The sequence below is a fragment of the Aliamphritea ceti genome, from assembly GCF_024347215.1.
GTDB lineage: Bacteria > Pseudomonadota > Gammaproteobacteria > Pseudomonadales > Balneatricaceae > Amphritea > Amphritea ceti.
Map to the genome: position 1 here is coordinate 2,477,178 of NZ_AP025282.1, position 16,738 is coordinate 2,493,915.

12 protein-coding genes are annotated in these 16,738 nt (G+C 44.7%); 11 read left to right on the top strand and 1 reads right to left on the bottom strand.

The features are described 5' to 3' along the window. Positions 1–136 precede the first annotated feature (136 nt). The 9 genes from OCU49_RS11265 to OCU49_RS11310 all read left to right on the top strand — a co-directional run bounded on the left by OCU49_RS11265 (position 137) and on the right by OCU49_RS11310 (position 13,056). Positions 137–2,131: a type VI secretion system Vgr family protein gene (locus OCU49_RS11265; protein ID WP_261845084.1), complete on the top strand. Its 1,995-nt coding sequence runs from the start codon at positions 137–139 to the stop codon at positions 2,129–2,131. Next, positions 2,121–2,903, top strand: coding sequence for a DUF4123 domain-containing protein (locus OCU49_RS11270; RefSeq protein ID WP_261845085.1), 783 nt, complete (start codon positions 2,121–2,123; stop codon positions 2,901–2,903). The genes OCU49_RS11265 and OCU49_RS11270 overlap by 11 nt, the downstream gene beginning before the upstream one ends. Next, a complete protein-coding gene (locus tag OCU49_RS11275) occupies positions 2,875–7,695 on the top strand; it encodes an RHS repeat-associated core domain-containing protein (RefSeq protein WP_261845086.1) in 4,821 nt (1,606 codons plus the stop codon). Before OCU49_RS11270 ends, OCU49_RS11275 begins: the two co-directional genes overlap by 29 nt. Next, positions 7,696–8,070 carry a hypothetical protein gene (locus OCU49_RS11280; protein ID WP_261845087.1) on the top strand — a complete coding sequence of 125 codons (375 nt, stop codon included), beginning with the start codon at positions 7,696–7,698 and terminating at the stop codon, positions 8,068–8,070. Positions 8,071–8,300: 230 nt separating this feature from the next. Next, a complete protein-coding gene (locus OCU49_RS23735) occupies positions 8,301–9,884 on the top strand; it encodes an RHS repeat-associated core domain-containing protein (RefSeq protein ID WP_446680422.1) in 1,584 nt (527 codons plus the stop codon). A gap of 11 nt (positions 9,885–9,895) precedes the next feature. Further along, entirely contained in the window at positions 9,896–10,318 is a 423-nt protein-coding gene (locus tag OCU49_RS11295) for a hypothetical protein (protein ID WP_261845088.1), read from the top strand. 89 nt (positions 10,319–10,407) lie between these two features. Beyond that, positions 10,408–10,740, top strand: coding sequence for a DUF7716 domain-containing protein (locus OCU49_RS11300; RefSeq protein WP_261845089.1), 333 nt, complete (start codon positions 10,408–10,410; stop codon positions 10,738–10,740). Between the two features lie 210 nt (positions 10,741–10,950). Then, on the top strand, positions 10,951–11,361 hold the full coding sequence (locus OCU49_RS11305; protein ID WP_261845090.1) for a hypothetical protein: 411 nt from the start codon (positions 10,951–10,953) through the stop codon (positions 11,359–11,361). 552 nt (positions 11,362–11,913) lie between these two features. Next, positions 11,914–13,056 (top strand): hypothetical protein, encoded by a 1,143-nt coding sequence (locus tag OCU49_RS11310; RefSeq protein ID WP_261845091.1) that lies wholly within the window; start codon positions 11,914–11,916, stop codon positions 13,054–13,056. A 408-nt stretch (positions 13,057–13,464) separates the two neighbouring features. Here the strand turns inward: OCU49_RS11310 and OCU49_RS11315 are convergent, their stop codons facing one another. Further along, on the bottom strand, positions 13,465–14,880 hold the full coding sequence (locus OCU49_RS11315; RefSeq protein ID WP_261845092.1) for an aminotransferase-like domain-containing protein: 1,416 nt from the start codon (positions 14,878–14,880) through the stop codon (positions 13,465–13,467). A gap of 340 nt (positions 14,881–15,220) precedes the next feature. Here OCU49_RS11315 and OCU49_RS11320 point away from each other — a divergent pair, with 340 nt between their 5' ends. Next, positions 15,221–16,117 (top strand): DMT family transporter, encoded by an 897-nt coding sequence (locus OCU49_RS11320; protein ID WP_261845093.1) that lies wholly within the window; start codon positions 15,221–15,223, stop codon positions 16,115–16,117. A 124-nt stretch (positions 16,118–16,241) separates the two neighbouring features. After that, positions 16,242–16,730 (top strand): GNAT family N-acetyltransferase, encoded by a 489-nt coding sequence (locus OCU49_RS11325; RefSeq protein ID WP_261845094.1) that lies wholly within the window; start codon positions 16,242–16,244, stop codon positions 16,728–16,730. The last annotated feature ends 8 nt before the right edge of the window (positions 16,731–16,738 follow it).

The window sequence follows — 16,738 nt, forward strand, 5'->3', positions numbered from 1 at the left end:
AAAGGATTATGTATTTGGATGCCGTCATAAGCTTGTCTGGCATACCCATTGCTTAATAGATACATACAGTTGATAACCCAGAAACGTATTGAGCGACATATCGCGTGGGTATGTATAAAACAGGGAAGGTTATAGCGTGTTTTTAAAATCCAATGAAGAGCGGTTCTTCTTTACGGCAGCCGGTGCCAGTGATGACTTTCATCTCGTCAAAATGACGGGAGAAGAGGGGCTCTCTAAAAGTTTCCGCTTCAATGTGGAGGTGGTCTCACAATATCCTGATATTGAGCTTACGCCGATCCTGGCGCAGCCGGGGTTGATTACGCTGCATGACCTGACTAATGATGGCGAGCCATATACCCGTTTTATTCACGGTGTCGTTACAGAGGCTGAGCTGGAAGAAAGCAGCTTGCGCCAATCTACCTATCATTTTGTCGTAGAGCCTAAAACGGAACTGCTGAACTTACGTGCCGGATGCCGTATTTTTCAACAACAAAGCACCCAGCAGATAATTACGACGCTACTGGATGAAGCGGGTTTCTCCGGCGATGAATTCGAATTCAGGCTACAGGGAGCGTATCCGGCGCGTGAGTACTGCGTCCAATATAATGAAACGGAGCTGGAGTTCATGCAGCGTCTGCTTGAAGAAGAAGGTATACACTACTTCTTTGAGCATGAAGAAGCGCTGCACCGGATCGTCTTTAGCGACAGTTCAGCTACCCATACCCCCATCGAAAATCAGTCTGAGATACCTTATTTTCATGATGCGCAGGGCGCTTTACGTGAACAGCATATATTCCGTTTTGACTACAGTGAAGCGATTGTATCTGGCCGCAGCCAACTCAGAGACTTTGATTTTACCCGTCCGACCCTGACCCTGGAATCCGCCCAGCAAGATGAGCTTGATCAGGCTCTGGAGGTATATCAGTATCCCGGCCGTTTTCAGCATACTGACGCCGGTGATCGCTTTGCTCAGGTGGTGCTGGAGTCGATTAATGTTCAGCGCCGTACCGTTAGTGCACAGAGCGACGTTAACCGGCTGATACCGGGATTCAGTTTTACGCTCGCTGAGCACGAGAGAGATACGCTGAATACTGAGTATTATCTCACGCATGTTGAGCATGAATGTGCTCAGCCGCAGGTGCTGGAACAAGGCGCGACCACCGAAGGTTCCAGTTATAGCAATACCATTAAGGCCATTCCTTTTGATGTGCCTTACCGGGCACCGTTGAAAACGTCGGTACCGACCGTCTACGGCTGCCAAACGGCAATTGTTTGTGGGCCAGCGGGTGAAGAGATCTATACCGATCAGCACGGCCGGATCAAAGTACAGTTCCATTGGGACCGGGTTGGCCAGCGTGATGAAAACAGCACCTGCTGGCTGCGGGTAAGCCAGCTGTTTGCCGGGCATGAGCGGGGCAGTATGTTTATACCCCGCATTGGTGAAGAGGTACTGGTCGATTTTCTTGAAGGTAATCCAGACCGCCCGGTCGTGACAGGTAGGTTATACCATGGCCTTAACCGGTCACCCTATCCATTGCCGGATAATAAAACTCTCAGCACGATTAAAACCAACTCCACCAAAGGCGGAGAAGGCTTTAATGAGATACGGATCGAAGATAAGAAAGGCGCAGAGCAAATTTTCACCCATGCCGAAAAAGATATGCAGCAGGTGACCCGTAACGACCATAAAGAGTGGGTTGGCAACGAGCATCACCGAATTCTGGAAGGCAACGAGTACCGCCACGTAAAAGGTGATGAACACGTCAAAACCCAGCAGCGTTATAGCCGGCAGGTGAACGGCGATATGCATCTCACCATTGGTCAGGATCATCAGCTGAAAGTGGCTAATGACCAGTATACCTACGCCGGGCAAGAGCTACATTTTACCAGTGGCGTTAAACATGCCCTAAGTGCAGGGACGGAAATTGCGTTTAAAGCCGGCGGCAGCCTGGTGACCATTAATCCGGGCGGCGTCACCTTTAAAGGGGCGCAGGTGAAGCTCAATATGGGCGGCGGTGGCAGCGGTAAGAAAGCGGCACCTATAAGCCCAGCACAGCTAATGACAATGGAAACACCGGCACCTTTCTGTGAAGAATGTGAAGCCTGTAAGGACGGTAGCTGTGCAATCTAGTCATCCTGTTTTATTGCGTGAGCAGCTAAATCAGTTGCAGGAAGTAAGCTCTGAAGGCCTGAACTTTTTTCTGGTGCTCAGCGGTACCTCAGAGGCTAACGCGCTGCAACACTTTTACAGCCAGGGCGAAAGCGGCGCAAAGCCACTTTGGCTGAATACCCCGTATCGTGACTGGGAAGAGGTGATGCCACATCTGGCGCCTATTGAGCCCGACTCTGCTTTTATCGACTGGCTGGATGAGCAAGGTGAGGCATTTCCTGACTGGGGTTGGCTGGTAGTCAGCCCATTTGGATTTGATGCGGTGTTTAGTCACTTTGAAAGCCTGACGAAAGTAATCATGCCCAGCGGTAATGAAGTGTTTTTCCGCTACTGGGATGCACCGCAGGTGTTGCCTGTTTTTCAGCTTGAGGAAGCAGAAAATGTAGCTGACCTGATGGGACCCGTCGCGAATCTGATCAGCGCAAATGGTTCAGTAAGTCATCCTCAAAGTCCTGGTATTGTTTGCCGGCAGTTTCCGTGGTGGGAACTAAGTAAGCAAGTCCAGCAAAAGTTATTTGCCCAGAATACATCCACGCTGGAAAGTAATCTGTTGCAACAGCTTATTGAACGAAATCCTAATCTCTATGAAGCCTATCCTGTGAATACGTTAAAAGTAAAAATTCAGCGGTTTGTTAAATCAGAACAGGCATCAGCTGTTATTACACGCTACTCAGGGTTAGAAGCGTATCTGCAAAAGGAATTGAATGATGCAATCGCATATCCAAAGCATTGAAGAGGCACTAGCGGCCTATCCGGATTCCCTGAATACCTATCGTAAACACACCGAAGAATTCTTTGGGGTCAGTCTTTTACTACCTTCCCTGAAAATGGATCGAAAGATCGTTGTCGGGGAAAACGAAATTGTTGATTCCTATGATGAAAATGATTTTACCCTTACCGCAGTATGTCCTGAAAGTGGTGAGTTGGTTCTGGTAAGTAAATTTGAGTCAGTTTTTCATGTCCCCATAGGTGATGTAAAAGTTGATATTTACGAGGTGGGAGCGGGATTCTTATTGAGCGATGGGGATCCTGTTGATTCAGCGGTTGCTGATAAGGATGGAAGAGTTGTTTTTACCGGATTAAAGCCCCGGGTACGTTACCGCTTTGATATCAATGGCGATGCATCAGATGCGCATTTAACTGCATTGTTTTCATCCTACGACGGTTTTATTCAGGATAACTATGGCTGGTTGCAGGAACAGTGGGGTATTTACAAACCGCAGTGGGCTGGGTCTGTAGGGGCGTCGCTTGGTAGAACCATGGTTGCACCCATAACAGGCATAGCGAAGGGTATATGGGGCGCGTTAAAAGATATCTGGGAGGGTATGAAGGCTGCTTACAACCTATTAAAGGACCCTTACGCAATCCCCGACAAACTGCTGGAAGGGGCAGGTAATATCCGTGATCAGGTTGCCGGTCTTATCGCATCTGCTCCGGATGCTGCAGCAAAGGCTTTACTGTTCGCTTCAGATGAAGCCGCGCTGTTCCTTCTGGTTAAACGAACCTTGTTGTGGATGTCGATGATCCCGCCCGATCAGGCGATTGAAAATACCTACGAAACAATTACTCAGTTTGTAGTAACTATTGCTATCGATATTGCTTTAGGCCTGGTGCTGACAGTATTGGGTGGCGCACTCGGCATAACCTTTCTGGCAGCCCGTATAGCCGTTTATGGAAGGCGTTTTACAAGCTGGTTTTTAAAGATTGCGGATGCGGTAATGGGGTTCTTTAAAGAGCTCTCTGAAATGGTGGTTAAGTATGCCGATAACGCACTGAACTATCGAAAGGTAGCGATACGTGGGAATAAGCCAGCAGCGGCTCTAACTAACGGTAACGAGCTGCATGCAAGTTTTGATAATAAGCCTCATACCAGTGTTGATCAGAACAACGGAGTAACGGATAAATCAGATCAGGGGACCTCTGGTAGCGGTGATCCTATAGACAGTAATGCTTGCACTAAAGTTGATGGCTGTCCTGTTTCAATGGTTACTGGTGAAGAACTTCTTGAACTGGAAGACGCCCGTTTATCCGGCTTAATTCAGCTGCCGTTTGCACGTACCTACCGCTCCTCTAACTGCGAGAACAGCCAGGGTATGGGGTTCGGCTGGACGCATTCACTAAGTCATCAGCTTCGCTTTATTGGCGGCCAGATTGAATGGCATGATCATCAGGGGCGTATGACGCCGCTGGCAAACCCTGAAGAGCATTTTGGTGTTGTAACTAACCGTCTGGCAGGCAGTACCATTTTCTTGGGTAAGAGCGAAGGTGAGTATATTCTCACCTCAGAGAGCGTTGCCCCGTATTTTTACCACTTTAAGAAACACGGTACGGTCGGCTATCTGAGCGCCATCAGTGACCACTACCAGAATCGCCTGGATATACGCTATGACAGCGACCGACGCATCACCCGGGTAGAGTCTGAACATGGCACGGCATTGGGGTTGCAGTACCATGGGCTTTCATCACTGATAAGCAGTGTTGATCTGCTTGGTCGTGAACATGGCCAATGGATTAGCCAGGGTGCGTACATGCGGTATGAGTATAATGCTGCTCATCAACTGATAAAGGCCAGTAATGCTCAGGGTGAAGCTGAGTCCTATGAATATGATGAAGCGAACGTTATTCAGCGACGTCATCTGGCCGGTGGCGCGGAATTTTACTGGCAGTGGCAGGGTGAAGGTAAAGCCGTCCGGGCGATCCGTCATTGGGCCAACTTTGAACAAATGGATACCCGCTATGAATGGGGCGATGATGGCAGTGTTGTCGCCACCTACCATGATGGCAGTAGCCAGACCTATCAGCATGATGACAATGCTCGCTTAGTTAAGCAGGTCGACCCCGATGGCGCTGTGACCGAAAAAGTCTACGGTGAAAAAGGGGAGCTGCTCGAAGAGACCGATCCGCTGGGTCACAAAACAGAGTATAAATATGACAGCAACCAGCAACTTGCTGCTGTTATGTATCCGGACGGTACCTCAACCGGTTATGAATACACCGATAGCCGGCTGACTGCGAAACACGAAGGGACCAAGAGCTGGTACTACGGTCATAATGAGCAGGGCGATCTGATCAGCGAAACTGACCCTCTTGGTCATACTGTTAAGTACAGCTATAACGAGCATGGCCTGATCTCCTCTGTTCACTATCCGGATGGCAGTGTGGCCCGCTACAGCTGGAACAGGCTTGGGCAACTGGTTGACGAAACGGCACCAGATGGTGGTGTTACCCGTTACCGTTATGACTGCTTTGGCCGTCGTATCTGGCAACAGTCTTCAGTTGGCGGTGTCACTGAGTATGGCTGGGACAGTGCCAATCGTCTGATTTCTGTACGTGAGCCGGGTACCCGGCAAGCTCGTATTTACAGCTACAATGCTTACGGTAAAGTGACGGCTGTTACCGACGAACAAGGGCAAACCACCCGCTATGAATACGCACAGCCGTTGCATCTTGTTACCGCAAAAATCAATCCCGATGGTAGCCGGGTCGAATATAAATACGACAACGCCAAACTCTTCCTAAGCGAAATTCGTAACGAACGCGGTGAGCGCTGTCTGCTGGACTATCACCCCAACGGGCTGATTGCCCGGGAGCAAAGCTTTGATGGCCGGGTAACCCACTACGGCTATGATTTAAATGGCCACCTGACTGAAAAGATCGAGCAAGGGTTGCAGGGTTCCGAACGGGTCACCGTCTACGAACGTGATGCTATGGGGCAACTGGTTAACAAAACCCTGCCTGACGGCAATCAGGTTGCGTACCACTACGACCAGTATGGCCAACTGGCCGAAGTCGACGATGGCCACTGGCCTTTAGCTTACACTTACGACCCAAATGGTCAGCTCTTAACAGAACATCAGGGCTGGGGAACCTTCCACTACAGCTATGATGCGATGGGCCGTATGACATCTATGCGGTTGCCTGACCATCAGCAACTGGATTACGACTATGCATCGGGACAGCTGACTCAGCTCAATCTGAATGGTGAGATGCTCACCCGACACCACCATCAGGCAGGCCGGGAGCAGTTTCGTCAGCAGGGGCAACTGACTTCACACTATCAGTACGATGATCAGGGCCGTCTCAGTGCGCATACTGTGAACCAGCGGGAACGCCATGCGACTGACCCTGCGAAGACCGTCCATCATCAGCTGTACAAACGCACCTATGGCTACAGTGAGAATGGCAACCTGCTCAGCCTGGAAGACAGTCGTAAGGGGCGTCGTCAGTATCACTACGATGCACTGAACCGCCTGCAGCAGGTAAGTGGCTCGCTAACTGAACAACTAATCCATGACCCCGCCGGTAACCTGCTGGATGGTCGTGGTGAGCAGAGAGATGTCAGCAAGGGCAACCGTTTAGCCTTTAAAGGCGATCGCCACTACCAGTATGACGAATTCGGTAATCTGGCCGAAGAACGCCGGGGCACGCAACACAAGTTGATCAGCCGTTATGAATACGACTGTCAACACCGCCTGATTAAAGCGGATTTACCAGATGGTAGCAGTGCCCAATATCGCTACGACGTCTTCGGTCGCCGTATTAGTAAGACTGTTAATGAAAAAGATGGTACGCGACAGGAAACTGCGTTTCTTTGGCAGGGCGATAAACTGGTCGCAGAAGTTAATGAGCTCACGCGGCAACACACCAGCTATGTCTACGAACCTTACAGCTTTAAACCGATGGCCATGCTCAAGGGCAGTGGGCAAGCAACCGAAGTTTACTATTATCAGCTTGACCATCTGGGCACGCCGCAAGAGCTCACCGACAGCCAGGGCAAAATAGTCTGGTCTGCTCATTACCGTGCCTATGGGCAGTTGGCTATCGCAGAGGTAGAGGAAATACTGAACCCAATTCGCTTCCAGGGTCAGTATCATGACCTTGAAACGGGTTTATACTATAACCGCCATCGCTATTACGACCCGCATACAGCAAGGTTCACAACGATAGATCCGATAGGCCTTGCGGGCGGCCTGAACAACTATCAGTATGTGCCCAATCCGACGGGCTGGGTTGATCCGCTGGGATTGGCGAGTACGCCGGGGGATTGTCCTGGAAGGGATACATCTCCTTACAATGCTCACGAAACACGTCAGAGACTTGAAGATGCTTTTGGGGCGGAAAACGTACAATCAACGACTGTACCGAATGCTAGTGGAAGAATGGTTCATATGGCAGGTAAAAGGCATCCGGTTACTGGTGTGCCATATGATAGCCGGGGCTTCCCAATATTTGATGATATTGCTAAGTATGATACTAAAATTCCAGGGCCAGATTTTAGCAGCTTGTCATATACTCAGCAGATGCAAGCTGCTTCTAGAGATCTTGCAGGAGCGATTGAGCGTGGGGCTGTTAATTCTTCCGGTTTTAGTGACTTACAGTTGAGTCAAATTCGGTCAGGTTCTTCAAAAGTTGATGGTTATACTTGGCACCATCATCAAGATTTTGGTCGAATGCAATTGTTACCTAGTACTGTTCATAGTAAAACAGGTCATATTGGCGGCGAAAGGATATCAAAAGGTATATAGATGAAAATATATAAAAATGATTCAGATGATTTAGGCTTTGCTTATACTTGTTTATTTAGTCAGGCTGTTAATCTTTCTGAGTTTAAAAAATGGGCGGAGAAAATTGTTCTGGAGGTTGATGATTGTCCAGACTATATCTTCGAATTAATTGATTTTGAAGGTGAAATTTACAAAATGAACGAAGCTATTGGATTTTCTCCTTCATGGGATCATGATATTAATGATGAATATGCATTAATCGGTTTGGCCTATAAAAGAGGAGTGGAGGTTTATGATTCTCCTATTTCAAAAAAGAATGCATTAGAAGTATTGCATAAAAATATAGGTATTGAGGATAGGTTTAAAAGTAGTTTCCCGTTTATTGCCTTCGGTTGAAGTTAAGGAGCCTACGAAGTAAGTGGATTGTTAATAGTTCTGTACTATCCGGGCTTAATAAGTCGACGTGTTCGTCGATCCGAACTTTGAAGAGGATGCTTAGCTGAGACAGCGCCAGGCTCGACGATGGCCACTGGCCCTTAGCGTACGCTTACGATCCTAATGGTCAGCTTTTAACAGAGCATCAGGGCTGGGGAACCTTCCACTACAGTTATGATGCGATGGGCCGTATGACATCTATGCGGTTGCCTGACCATCAGCAACTGGATTACGACTATGCATCGGGACAGCTGACTCAGCTCAATCTGAATGGTGAGATGCTCACCCGACACCACCATCAGGCAGGCCGGGAGCAGTTTCGTCAGCAGGGGCAACTGACCTCACACTATCAGTACGATGATCAGGGCCGTCTAAGTGCGCATACTGTGAATCAGCGGGAACGTCATGCGACTGACCCTGCGAAGACCGTTCATCATCAGCTATACAAACGCACCTATGGCTACAGTGAGAATGGCAACCTGCTCAGCCTGGAAGACAGCAGTAAGGGGCGTCGTCAGTATCATTACGATGCACTGAACCGCCTGCAGCAAGTAAGCGGCTCGCTAACTGAGCAACTCATCCATGACCCTGCCGGTAACCTTCTGGATGGCCGCGGTGAACAGAGCGATGTTAGTAAGGGCAATCGGTTAGCCTTTAAAGGGGATCGTCACTACCAGTATGACGAATTCGGTAACCTTGTCGAAGAACGCCGGGGTACGCAACAAAAGCTGATCAGCCGTTATGAATACGATAGTCAGCACCGCCTGATCAAAGCGGATTTATCGGATGGGAGCAGTGCACAATATCGTTACGACGTCTTCGGTCGCCGTATTAGTAAGACTGTTAATGAAAAAGATGGTACGCGACAGGAAACTGCGTTTCTTTGGCAGGGCGATAAACTGGTCGCAGAAGTTGATGAGCTCACGCAGCAACACACTAGCTACATCTACGAACCTTATACCTTTAAACCGATGGCCATGCTCAAGGGCAGTGGGCAAGCAACCGAAGTTTACTATTATCAGCTTGACCATCTGGGCACGCCGCAAGAGCTCACCGACAGCCAGGGCAAAATAGTCTGGTCTGCTCATTACCGTGCCTATGGGCAATTGGCTGTTGCAGAAGTTGAAGATGTCATTAACCCAATTCGCTTCCAGGGCCAATATCATGACCTTGAAACGGGGTTATATTACAACCGCCATCGCTACTATGATCCACATACCACAAGGTTCACAACGATAGACCCGATAGGCCTTGCGGGCGGTTTAAATAACTATCAGTATGTGCCGAATCCAACGGGCTGGATCGATCCGCTGGGATTGGCGAGTACGCCGGGGAATTGTCCTAGCGTTTCATACGAAAAACCTGAAGAAAATTATGTGTATTTTAATAAGACACATAAGGATTCGTTACCAAAACCTAAAGGGCGAGGTCCGAATAACGGGAGGTTACAATCGCATCATGGGTTACAGCAGCAATGGGCTAAGGAAAATCTTGTTGATTATGGGTATGACTCTAATCTAGCGCCTTCAGTCACTCTTGAAACTGGCAAAGGATTGCCCCATACGACCATCAGTAATGGGCAAAATACCCGTAGAAATGCTCGTGTAGAAGCAGGACAAGAAAAGTGGAGTTCTGGGCTGCAAGATGAGTTGCAATATATTGTTGATGATATGTCTGAAGCTGGCTTTCAGCCACAAACTATAAATCTAGTACTTGAGCAACAATATAAAATGTTAGACAAACTAAATGTTCCTTACAAGCAGATAAATCAGTAGAAGGTCAAATTTTGAGCATACTTTGTAACCTAAATTCAGCTTTACAAATTAAAGCGAGTGAGTCAGCGGCAAGTACGAATGATATTAATTCTTTAAAAGAATTTAGTAGTATTGAAGTGCCAATAGATTATTGTGAAATAGTTAGTGAAATGACAGAGGTCGAAGTTGTTATCGATAGCGATAGATATTTCCGGGTGTGGAGCCCTGACGGTTGTATAGAGATGAATAAGGAATATCAGATTCAAAGTTACATACCACAATCATTAGCCGTTGGTGATGATGAAGGAGGTTCTGCCCTAATCCTAATGACAGGAAAGAATGGCTTTGGGCTATATAAAGTTGATTTTGGTGATTTAGATATTGAAGATGCGGAGTATATTTCAGACTCTTTGAGATCTCTATTAATCGACGGCATTGGAATAGAGCGAATTTAGACTATTGTTCCAGACATTGATATCGAACGAGTTAAATCAAAAAGTTAGCATTTTCCTGCTACAAGAGGTAAGTGTGAGAACCTATAATTATGAATATAGAAGTTGAAAAAAAACGATTTGGTGAGTTATTAATGACTGTCGATCTTGTGGATTGGAGAACAGCAGTTTATTTACCCGTAGATATCGCCCGATGGTCTACCGAAATAGAGGCATTGATAGCAAATCCTGATTTTTTTGATGAATATGACTTAGATGATAATCCAGAATATATGACAAGTATCGGTTATAAAGAGATTTTGTTGTCTGATGATATAGCAGGAGTTTTTAAAAATGCCAAATCTAGGTTTGATGTAGTTGATGAGGATGTTATGTTCAAAGCATTTTTATTTTATTATGAAAATGATGCTTATATCCCTGATTAATAGTTGTAGGTAATAATTGCATATAAAGTTATATTTGTTTTTTTCTTAAAGAAAATAGTTCAATTATTGTTAGCGCGATGAGCTAAGAATGAGTGCCAATAGAACTAGGGAGCCTGCGAATAAGTCTTTTCTGCTGCTCTATAGGCCTCATGGTATGGGAGGCTGTTCTACTATTTTGGACTTATTCGCACTTTCCCAAGGTAGGTTTTTATGAACAATGGTGCTTTAAAAATAGGCGATGACTTTATAGTTGATAGAAATTTTAAAGTTAAAGATTTAAAGCTAGTTGAAAAAAAATACTCCATTAGTCCTGTTGTGATAAATGATATTTATAAATCATACAAAACCAATCCTATATTGTTTTATGGTGAGTTAGTTGCTTTTACCTTGTACTTTGAAAATGATCTCATTGTGAAAGTTAGTATGTATATAAAGAAAGACAGTGGATCTGTCTGGTTATTAGACACTAAACAAAATGAGATGGATAATGTCCAATATCAAGATAAATGGTTGTTCGGTATTCTTAAAGCCAAAAGCCCTTATATCTACCAGTGGGGAAGAATCGAATCTATCTATGATCAAAGAGCGGGTTATAGCTCAGTTGTTATAAGATACTTATAATCATTGTAATAAAATTTTTATGAGTCAGATTATTATTTTCGAATAAGGGAGCCTGCGAATAAGTCCCCAGCATGAGACAATCTACGCTCTTATGTGCTGAGGGCTATCCATGGATCCCCAAGCCTCCTTCGATAGTTGCTTTAACTGAAATGGGGATTACTGGTTAGTCGTGGGCGTTAAAGAAATTCAACCTCAGAGGTATAATATTATTTGTAAATCTAAAATTTATATGGATATCTTATAGTGGTTTTATAGGTATATATAAAATAAGTGTATGATGAATAGAGTTAAAGTAAATTAATAAAAAATATAAGTTTATTTTGTTTTTACGAATAAATAACATTTTGTAACCTTAACGATTAATCTAATTTATATTATTGATATAGATTATATTGTTTTTATAAATCTGGCCTATAAATAAGGTAAAATATATTTAGAGAATATTGAAAGTGGAATGTTTGTTGTCAATATTTGCTATGTTTTTAAGCATAAAGAATGTTGAGTAGTAAAATGGTCCTGGAAGATTAATAAATAGTTAAATGGAATTTTAATATGTATAAGAGTTTTTGTTTGTTGATTGTGATTTTTATTTCTTGCACAGTTAATGCTGCTGATTGTAGCCTTTACGAAGAAGGTGAAAAAGTTGTAATCAATAATGAAGAATATGATGTCAATAAAACATTATATTTATACTTAGATGAACCGGAAGCTGAGATAAATTTGAAAGACTATTTATCTCTTAAATGTCTAGGAAGCATAGCCATTTCTGCTAAAGACGTTAATATTGATAGCATAGGTGGTTTTAGAGATTTAATCTCCCTCAATGTTGACTTAGTTGATCCAAGAGATTTTTCTCTAACACTTGGTGAAATTTCAAAAATTAATAATCTTAAAACTTTTGGTATTGTTGTTGACAGTAAGATGAATGTGTCTTTTGAAAACTTTCCAAAAATAGATGCTTTAAATTCTATTAGATTAAATACTAAAAATATGGATTTGTCTTTTCTTGATAAAGTAGGTTATTTACATGAGCTTATTCTTCCATCTAAAGGAATTGATTATAGTTTAATACCTGAGTCTGTAAATGTTAAGATGCTTGTTTTGTCAAGCATAGGGCCTGTTTATAAGGCGGATGCTATCTCAACAACAAAGGCTATTAGTATCAATGGTAATATTTCCTATGTATTTATAGATGATAGTGGTTTTGTGTTTGATAGATTAAAAGATAACAATTCTATCAAAAAAATTCTTGTTCACGATAAGCGAGAACCAGCCAAAGATGTCATTTTATCTATGAGTGCTTTAAAGGAGTACGGTACAAGTAGTGTTTATGGTTATGGCGGTGAGAAATGGTATAAAGGCGGTGAAATTTCGCTCTATTTTGGTGAAAAAAACGCCTTGGCTAGTTCTACATCAGTTAAAGGCTTTGTTACTTCTTTTGATGCTGGTGCTGGTTATATTAACGATAACAATAAGCTTGTTTATGCGGATAAACTTACTTTGTCTAAGTTAAATAAATGTGGTTCAAATAATATTTATATTAGCACAAGGCTTTTAGGGTTAGATATTGAAGAGTATAAAAAGGTTGTCTACACGCTCATTGACCGAAGAGAAAAGGTCGAAGCCCGGTTTACAATTAGTGGTTGTTCAACAGGAGGTGCGTTGATCAGTGCTCTTTCACTGCAGAAAAACTAAGGTGAGTATAAATTTAAAATAATCCAATTAATAAATTATAGTTTTTACAAAGAAGATAAAGGGAATTATGAGAAGGAAAGTTTCCTTTTTAGTAAGAAGATATATAAAGATGTTATTCAGATGAGTGACAGTCGAATATGAATTTCAGTTTCATAGATGAACTTAAGGTTATCTATATTAAGCTGGGATAAATAGGGGCATAAACTGGTTGCTGAGGCTGATGAACAAACACAGCAATACACCAGCTATATCTTCGAACCCTACTGCTTTAAATCGATGGCCATGCTCGAGGGCTGTGGGCAAGTAATTAATAAAATTAGTGTTGCGTGAGTGATTGTGCGGATAGGGTGGTGCTCGGAGGCAGCGGCATCCTGCCACTGACCTGTAAAAGAATAGGTACTGTTCTTGTTAGATGATGCTCCAGTCAGCGTCCTGTTCGGAGTCTTCCATGCATTCTTTGATGATTTCCAGACCTTTAACAAAGTCTTGTTTATTGACCGAGCCTGCCAGGCTGATTCGGATGGCATGCGCGCTGGCGGTATCGTTGACATAGAAAGCTTTGGCCGGGGCGACTTCAACATTGAAGTTTCTCAGGTTGCCGGTCAGGTTTTCAATATTGATATGTTCGGGCAACTCAAGCCAGACATGATAACCAGGGGCTGATCCGCTGATCTTATAGTCATTGAGGATTTCATGGGTAAGCGCAAAGCGCTCTTCAAGTTCATGAAGTTGTTTGTCCAGTAATCGCTCAGCTGCGCCATGCAGTATCAGGTCACAGGTAAGGCTGGTCAGGAAAGGGGATACCATCCAGTACTGGCTTTGCTGAGCAACAACCATCTTACGGTAGTGACGTCCGGTCGCCAGAATTGCGCCCAAACGTAAGCCGCCTGCCAGAATTTTAGAAAAGCTGAACAGGTATATAGTACGTTCCGGGGCCATTGAATATAGAGATGTCAGGCCATTCTGCGGCATATGAAGCGCGCCATCTTCAATGATCAGGAAGTTGTATTCACTGGCAAGTTCCACAAGACGTTCACGTCTTGCCTGAGTCATGACGGCAGTGGTTGGGTTGTCATATTCAGGCGTTACATACACAGCGCTAATGCGTTGCTTCTTCAGCAGTGCTTCCAGTGCGTCTATATCCATGCCGTCAGCATCCTGATCAACCGCTATCAGAGTCCGACCTAAGAGGCTGGTAGCTTGTTTTACGCCAGGGTAGGCCAATTTATTGGTGACAATAATATCGCCGCTGTTCATAAGGTATTGAAGCACCAGATGTAAACCATGCTGAGCACCTGAGGTAAGCAGCATTTCAGATGCCTTGGCTGAAATACCTATATCACTCATGAAACGGGCGATGAAATCGAGCTGGGGTTGAATTATATGTTCAGGCGCCTGATACGTTGTCATCAGGTTAAGCCGGGCAGGCTGATTCGCCAGACGGGCCATTGCGTTGCTTAATTCAGCACCGCGTTCTTCCATTAATAGTTGTTCATTAAGACTAAGATCAATTGTATTGCTATTGGGTGGTATGGCGGTTTCACTAAGTGTCGATTCGCTGTTACCCGTTTGGCGCCATTTCACATAGGTGCCGCTGCCCACACGGGAGTACACCAGGCGGCGGGTTTCGAGTTCTGAATAGGCTTTTTTTACTGTATCCAGCGCGACGCCCAGGTGCTCGGCCAGTGTGCGTAGTGCAGGCAGACGTTCGTTATAGATATAGAGGTTACTTTTAATCAGGTCTTCGAACTGATTCGCTACTGCCATATAGATTGGATAGGTGTTGTTCGGTGCGATAGCAATTTTTTCGATTTTATTAATCATAATTGTGTTGCTTTCATTTTTTAATAGTATGCATTGTACTTTTATTGTGATGCTGTGTTGTAAATTGTAATATAAGCGTAATACATAGCGCCGGGTTACATCGATGCCGAGTACTGCATCACATACCTTTTGGCGCTTAGGTGTGTGTTACTCAATATCGAGTTTCAAGAGAGCTTAAGAGCTTAAGTCTCAACGAGTGCATTCATAGTAACAAAGGCAGCCAGAGAATACATACAGGGCAAATGTTGTTGTTTCGCCAGCGGTTCAGATAATAAGCCGTAATGACAGAATGGTGCCCTTTAATCTGAGTGTTTGAGTGTAGTACACAGGTATAGGTTCAATGAAAAACAAAAGACTTCTGGGCGGCGTATTAGCAACGTTAGCTGCTTTGTTCAATGGCACTGTGGGTGTCATCAGCGTTAACTTATTCGCATCAGGTATGTCATCGGAAGCAGTGGCGTTTTATAAATGCTTTATAGCGCTGATTGCTCTGAGCGGTGTCTTGCTGATGAGTGGGCAATGGTCTGTCATGTGCAGCTATCTTCGGGAAAAGTGGCGGTATATTTCGCTATGTGCGTTTTTTGGTTTTTTTATGCTGTATAACTTTGAAACCGCTGCTTACCAGTTTATAAACGTTGCTGTTGTCGTGTTTTGTCTGTTTGGCGCGTCGACAGTAACTACCTTTATATTTGGGGCTGTACTCGAAAAACGCAGCCTGTATGGCATAGAAGTTATTTCCATTATTTTGTCGATCGCAGGCTTATTGCTTATCTTTCTGGATGCAGGCAGCTTTGAAATAGACAGTGTTACCGGGATTTTCTTCGCGGTTTTATCCGGCATTGGTTATGGCATGTTTCTGGTGCTTTCAAAGCGTTTTGATTTGGGTGGCGGATTGATTGCAGTGTTCTCACTGCTGCTGTTTGGGGTTGTTTATCTGGCAGTTCCGTTTATTTTAACCGGCGTCAGCTTGCCGACCGCTGCCAGCTTACCGGTATTAATTCTGCTGGCTTTATTACCAACTATCTGCGGTTTCTGGTGTACGGTGAAAGCTCTGACGTTAATGAACAGCCAGTCGGTACAACTGATCGAGCTTACTGAACCTATTTTTGCGCTGATTATCGGCTTTATCGTATTAGGGCAAGTAACTACTATCATGCAGGCTATAGGTGGTGCGTTGATTATGGTAGCAATACTGGTACATGAGCTTTCTCAAAATAAGGTTACAGAAACGGCTTGATTACAGCATTTTGAATGCAAGAAGCTTGCGGTTCATTCCGTATCCACTTGTTTGAGCGCAGGCTGTAATACAGTGATAATCGAGGCCTGGGAATAACAACTATCAGTACTGAGGGATTAGGTAAATGGAATTTATGTTTCTTGCAGACAGGGAAGAAGAGGCCACAACAATTGCACAGTGGTATTTCTCTGAATGGGGCCGTTTATCTCCTTCCGCAACAGTGACGTTTTTTACTGAGCAGTTAAGCGGTTATCTCAATCGTGATGCTGTACCACTGGTGATAATGGCTGTAGAGAATGATGTTGTAATTGGCGCTGCACAGCTGAAATACCGTGAGATGAAAATCTACCCCGAGAAGGAACATTGGCTGGGCGGTGTGTATGTGACCGAGCCACATAGGGGAAAGGGAGTGGCAGCTGCACTGATTAATGAAGTGGAGGCTGTTGCTATTCGCCTGGGAGTCACGGAATTACATCTGCAGACAGAGCAGCTAACCGGCGGCCTTTATGCCCGGTTAGGCTGGCAACCGCTTGAGCAGGTCAATTACCATGACACAGATGTGCTGGTCATGAGGAAGGTCATTGCCTGCTGCTCAGCAAAAGCCGGTGGCTAGCTGCCACC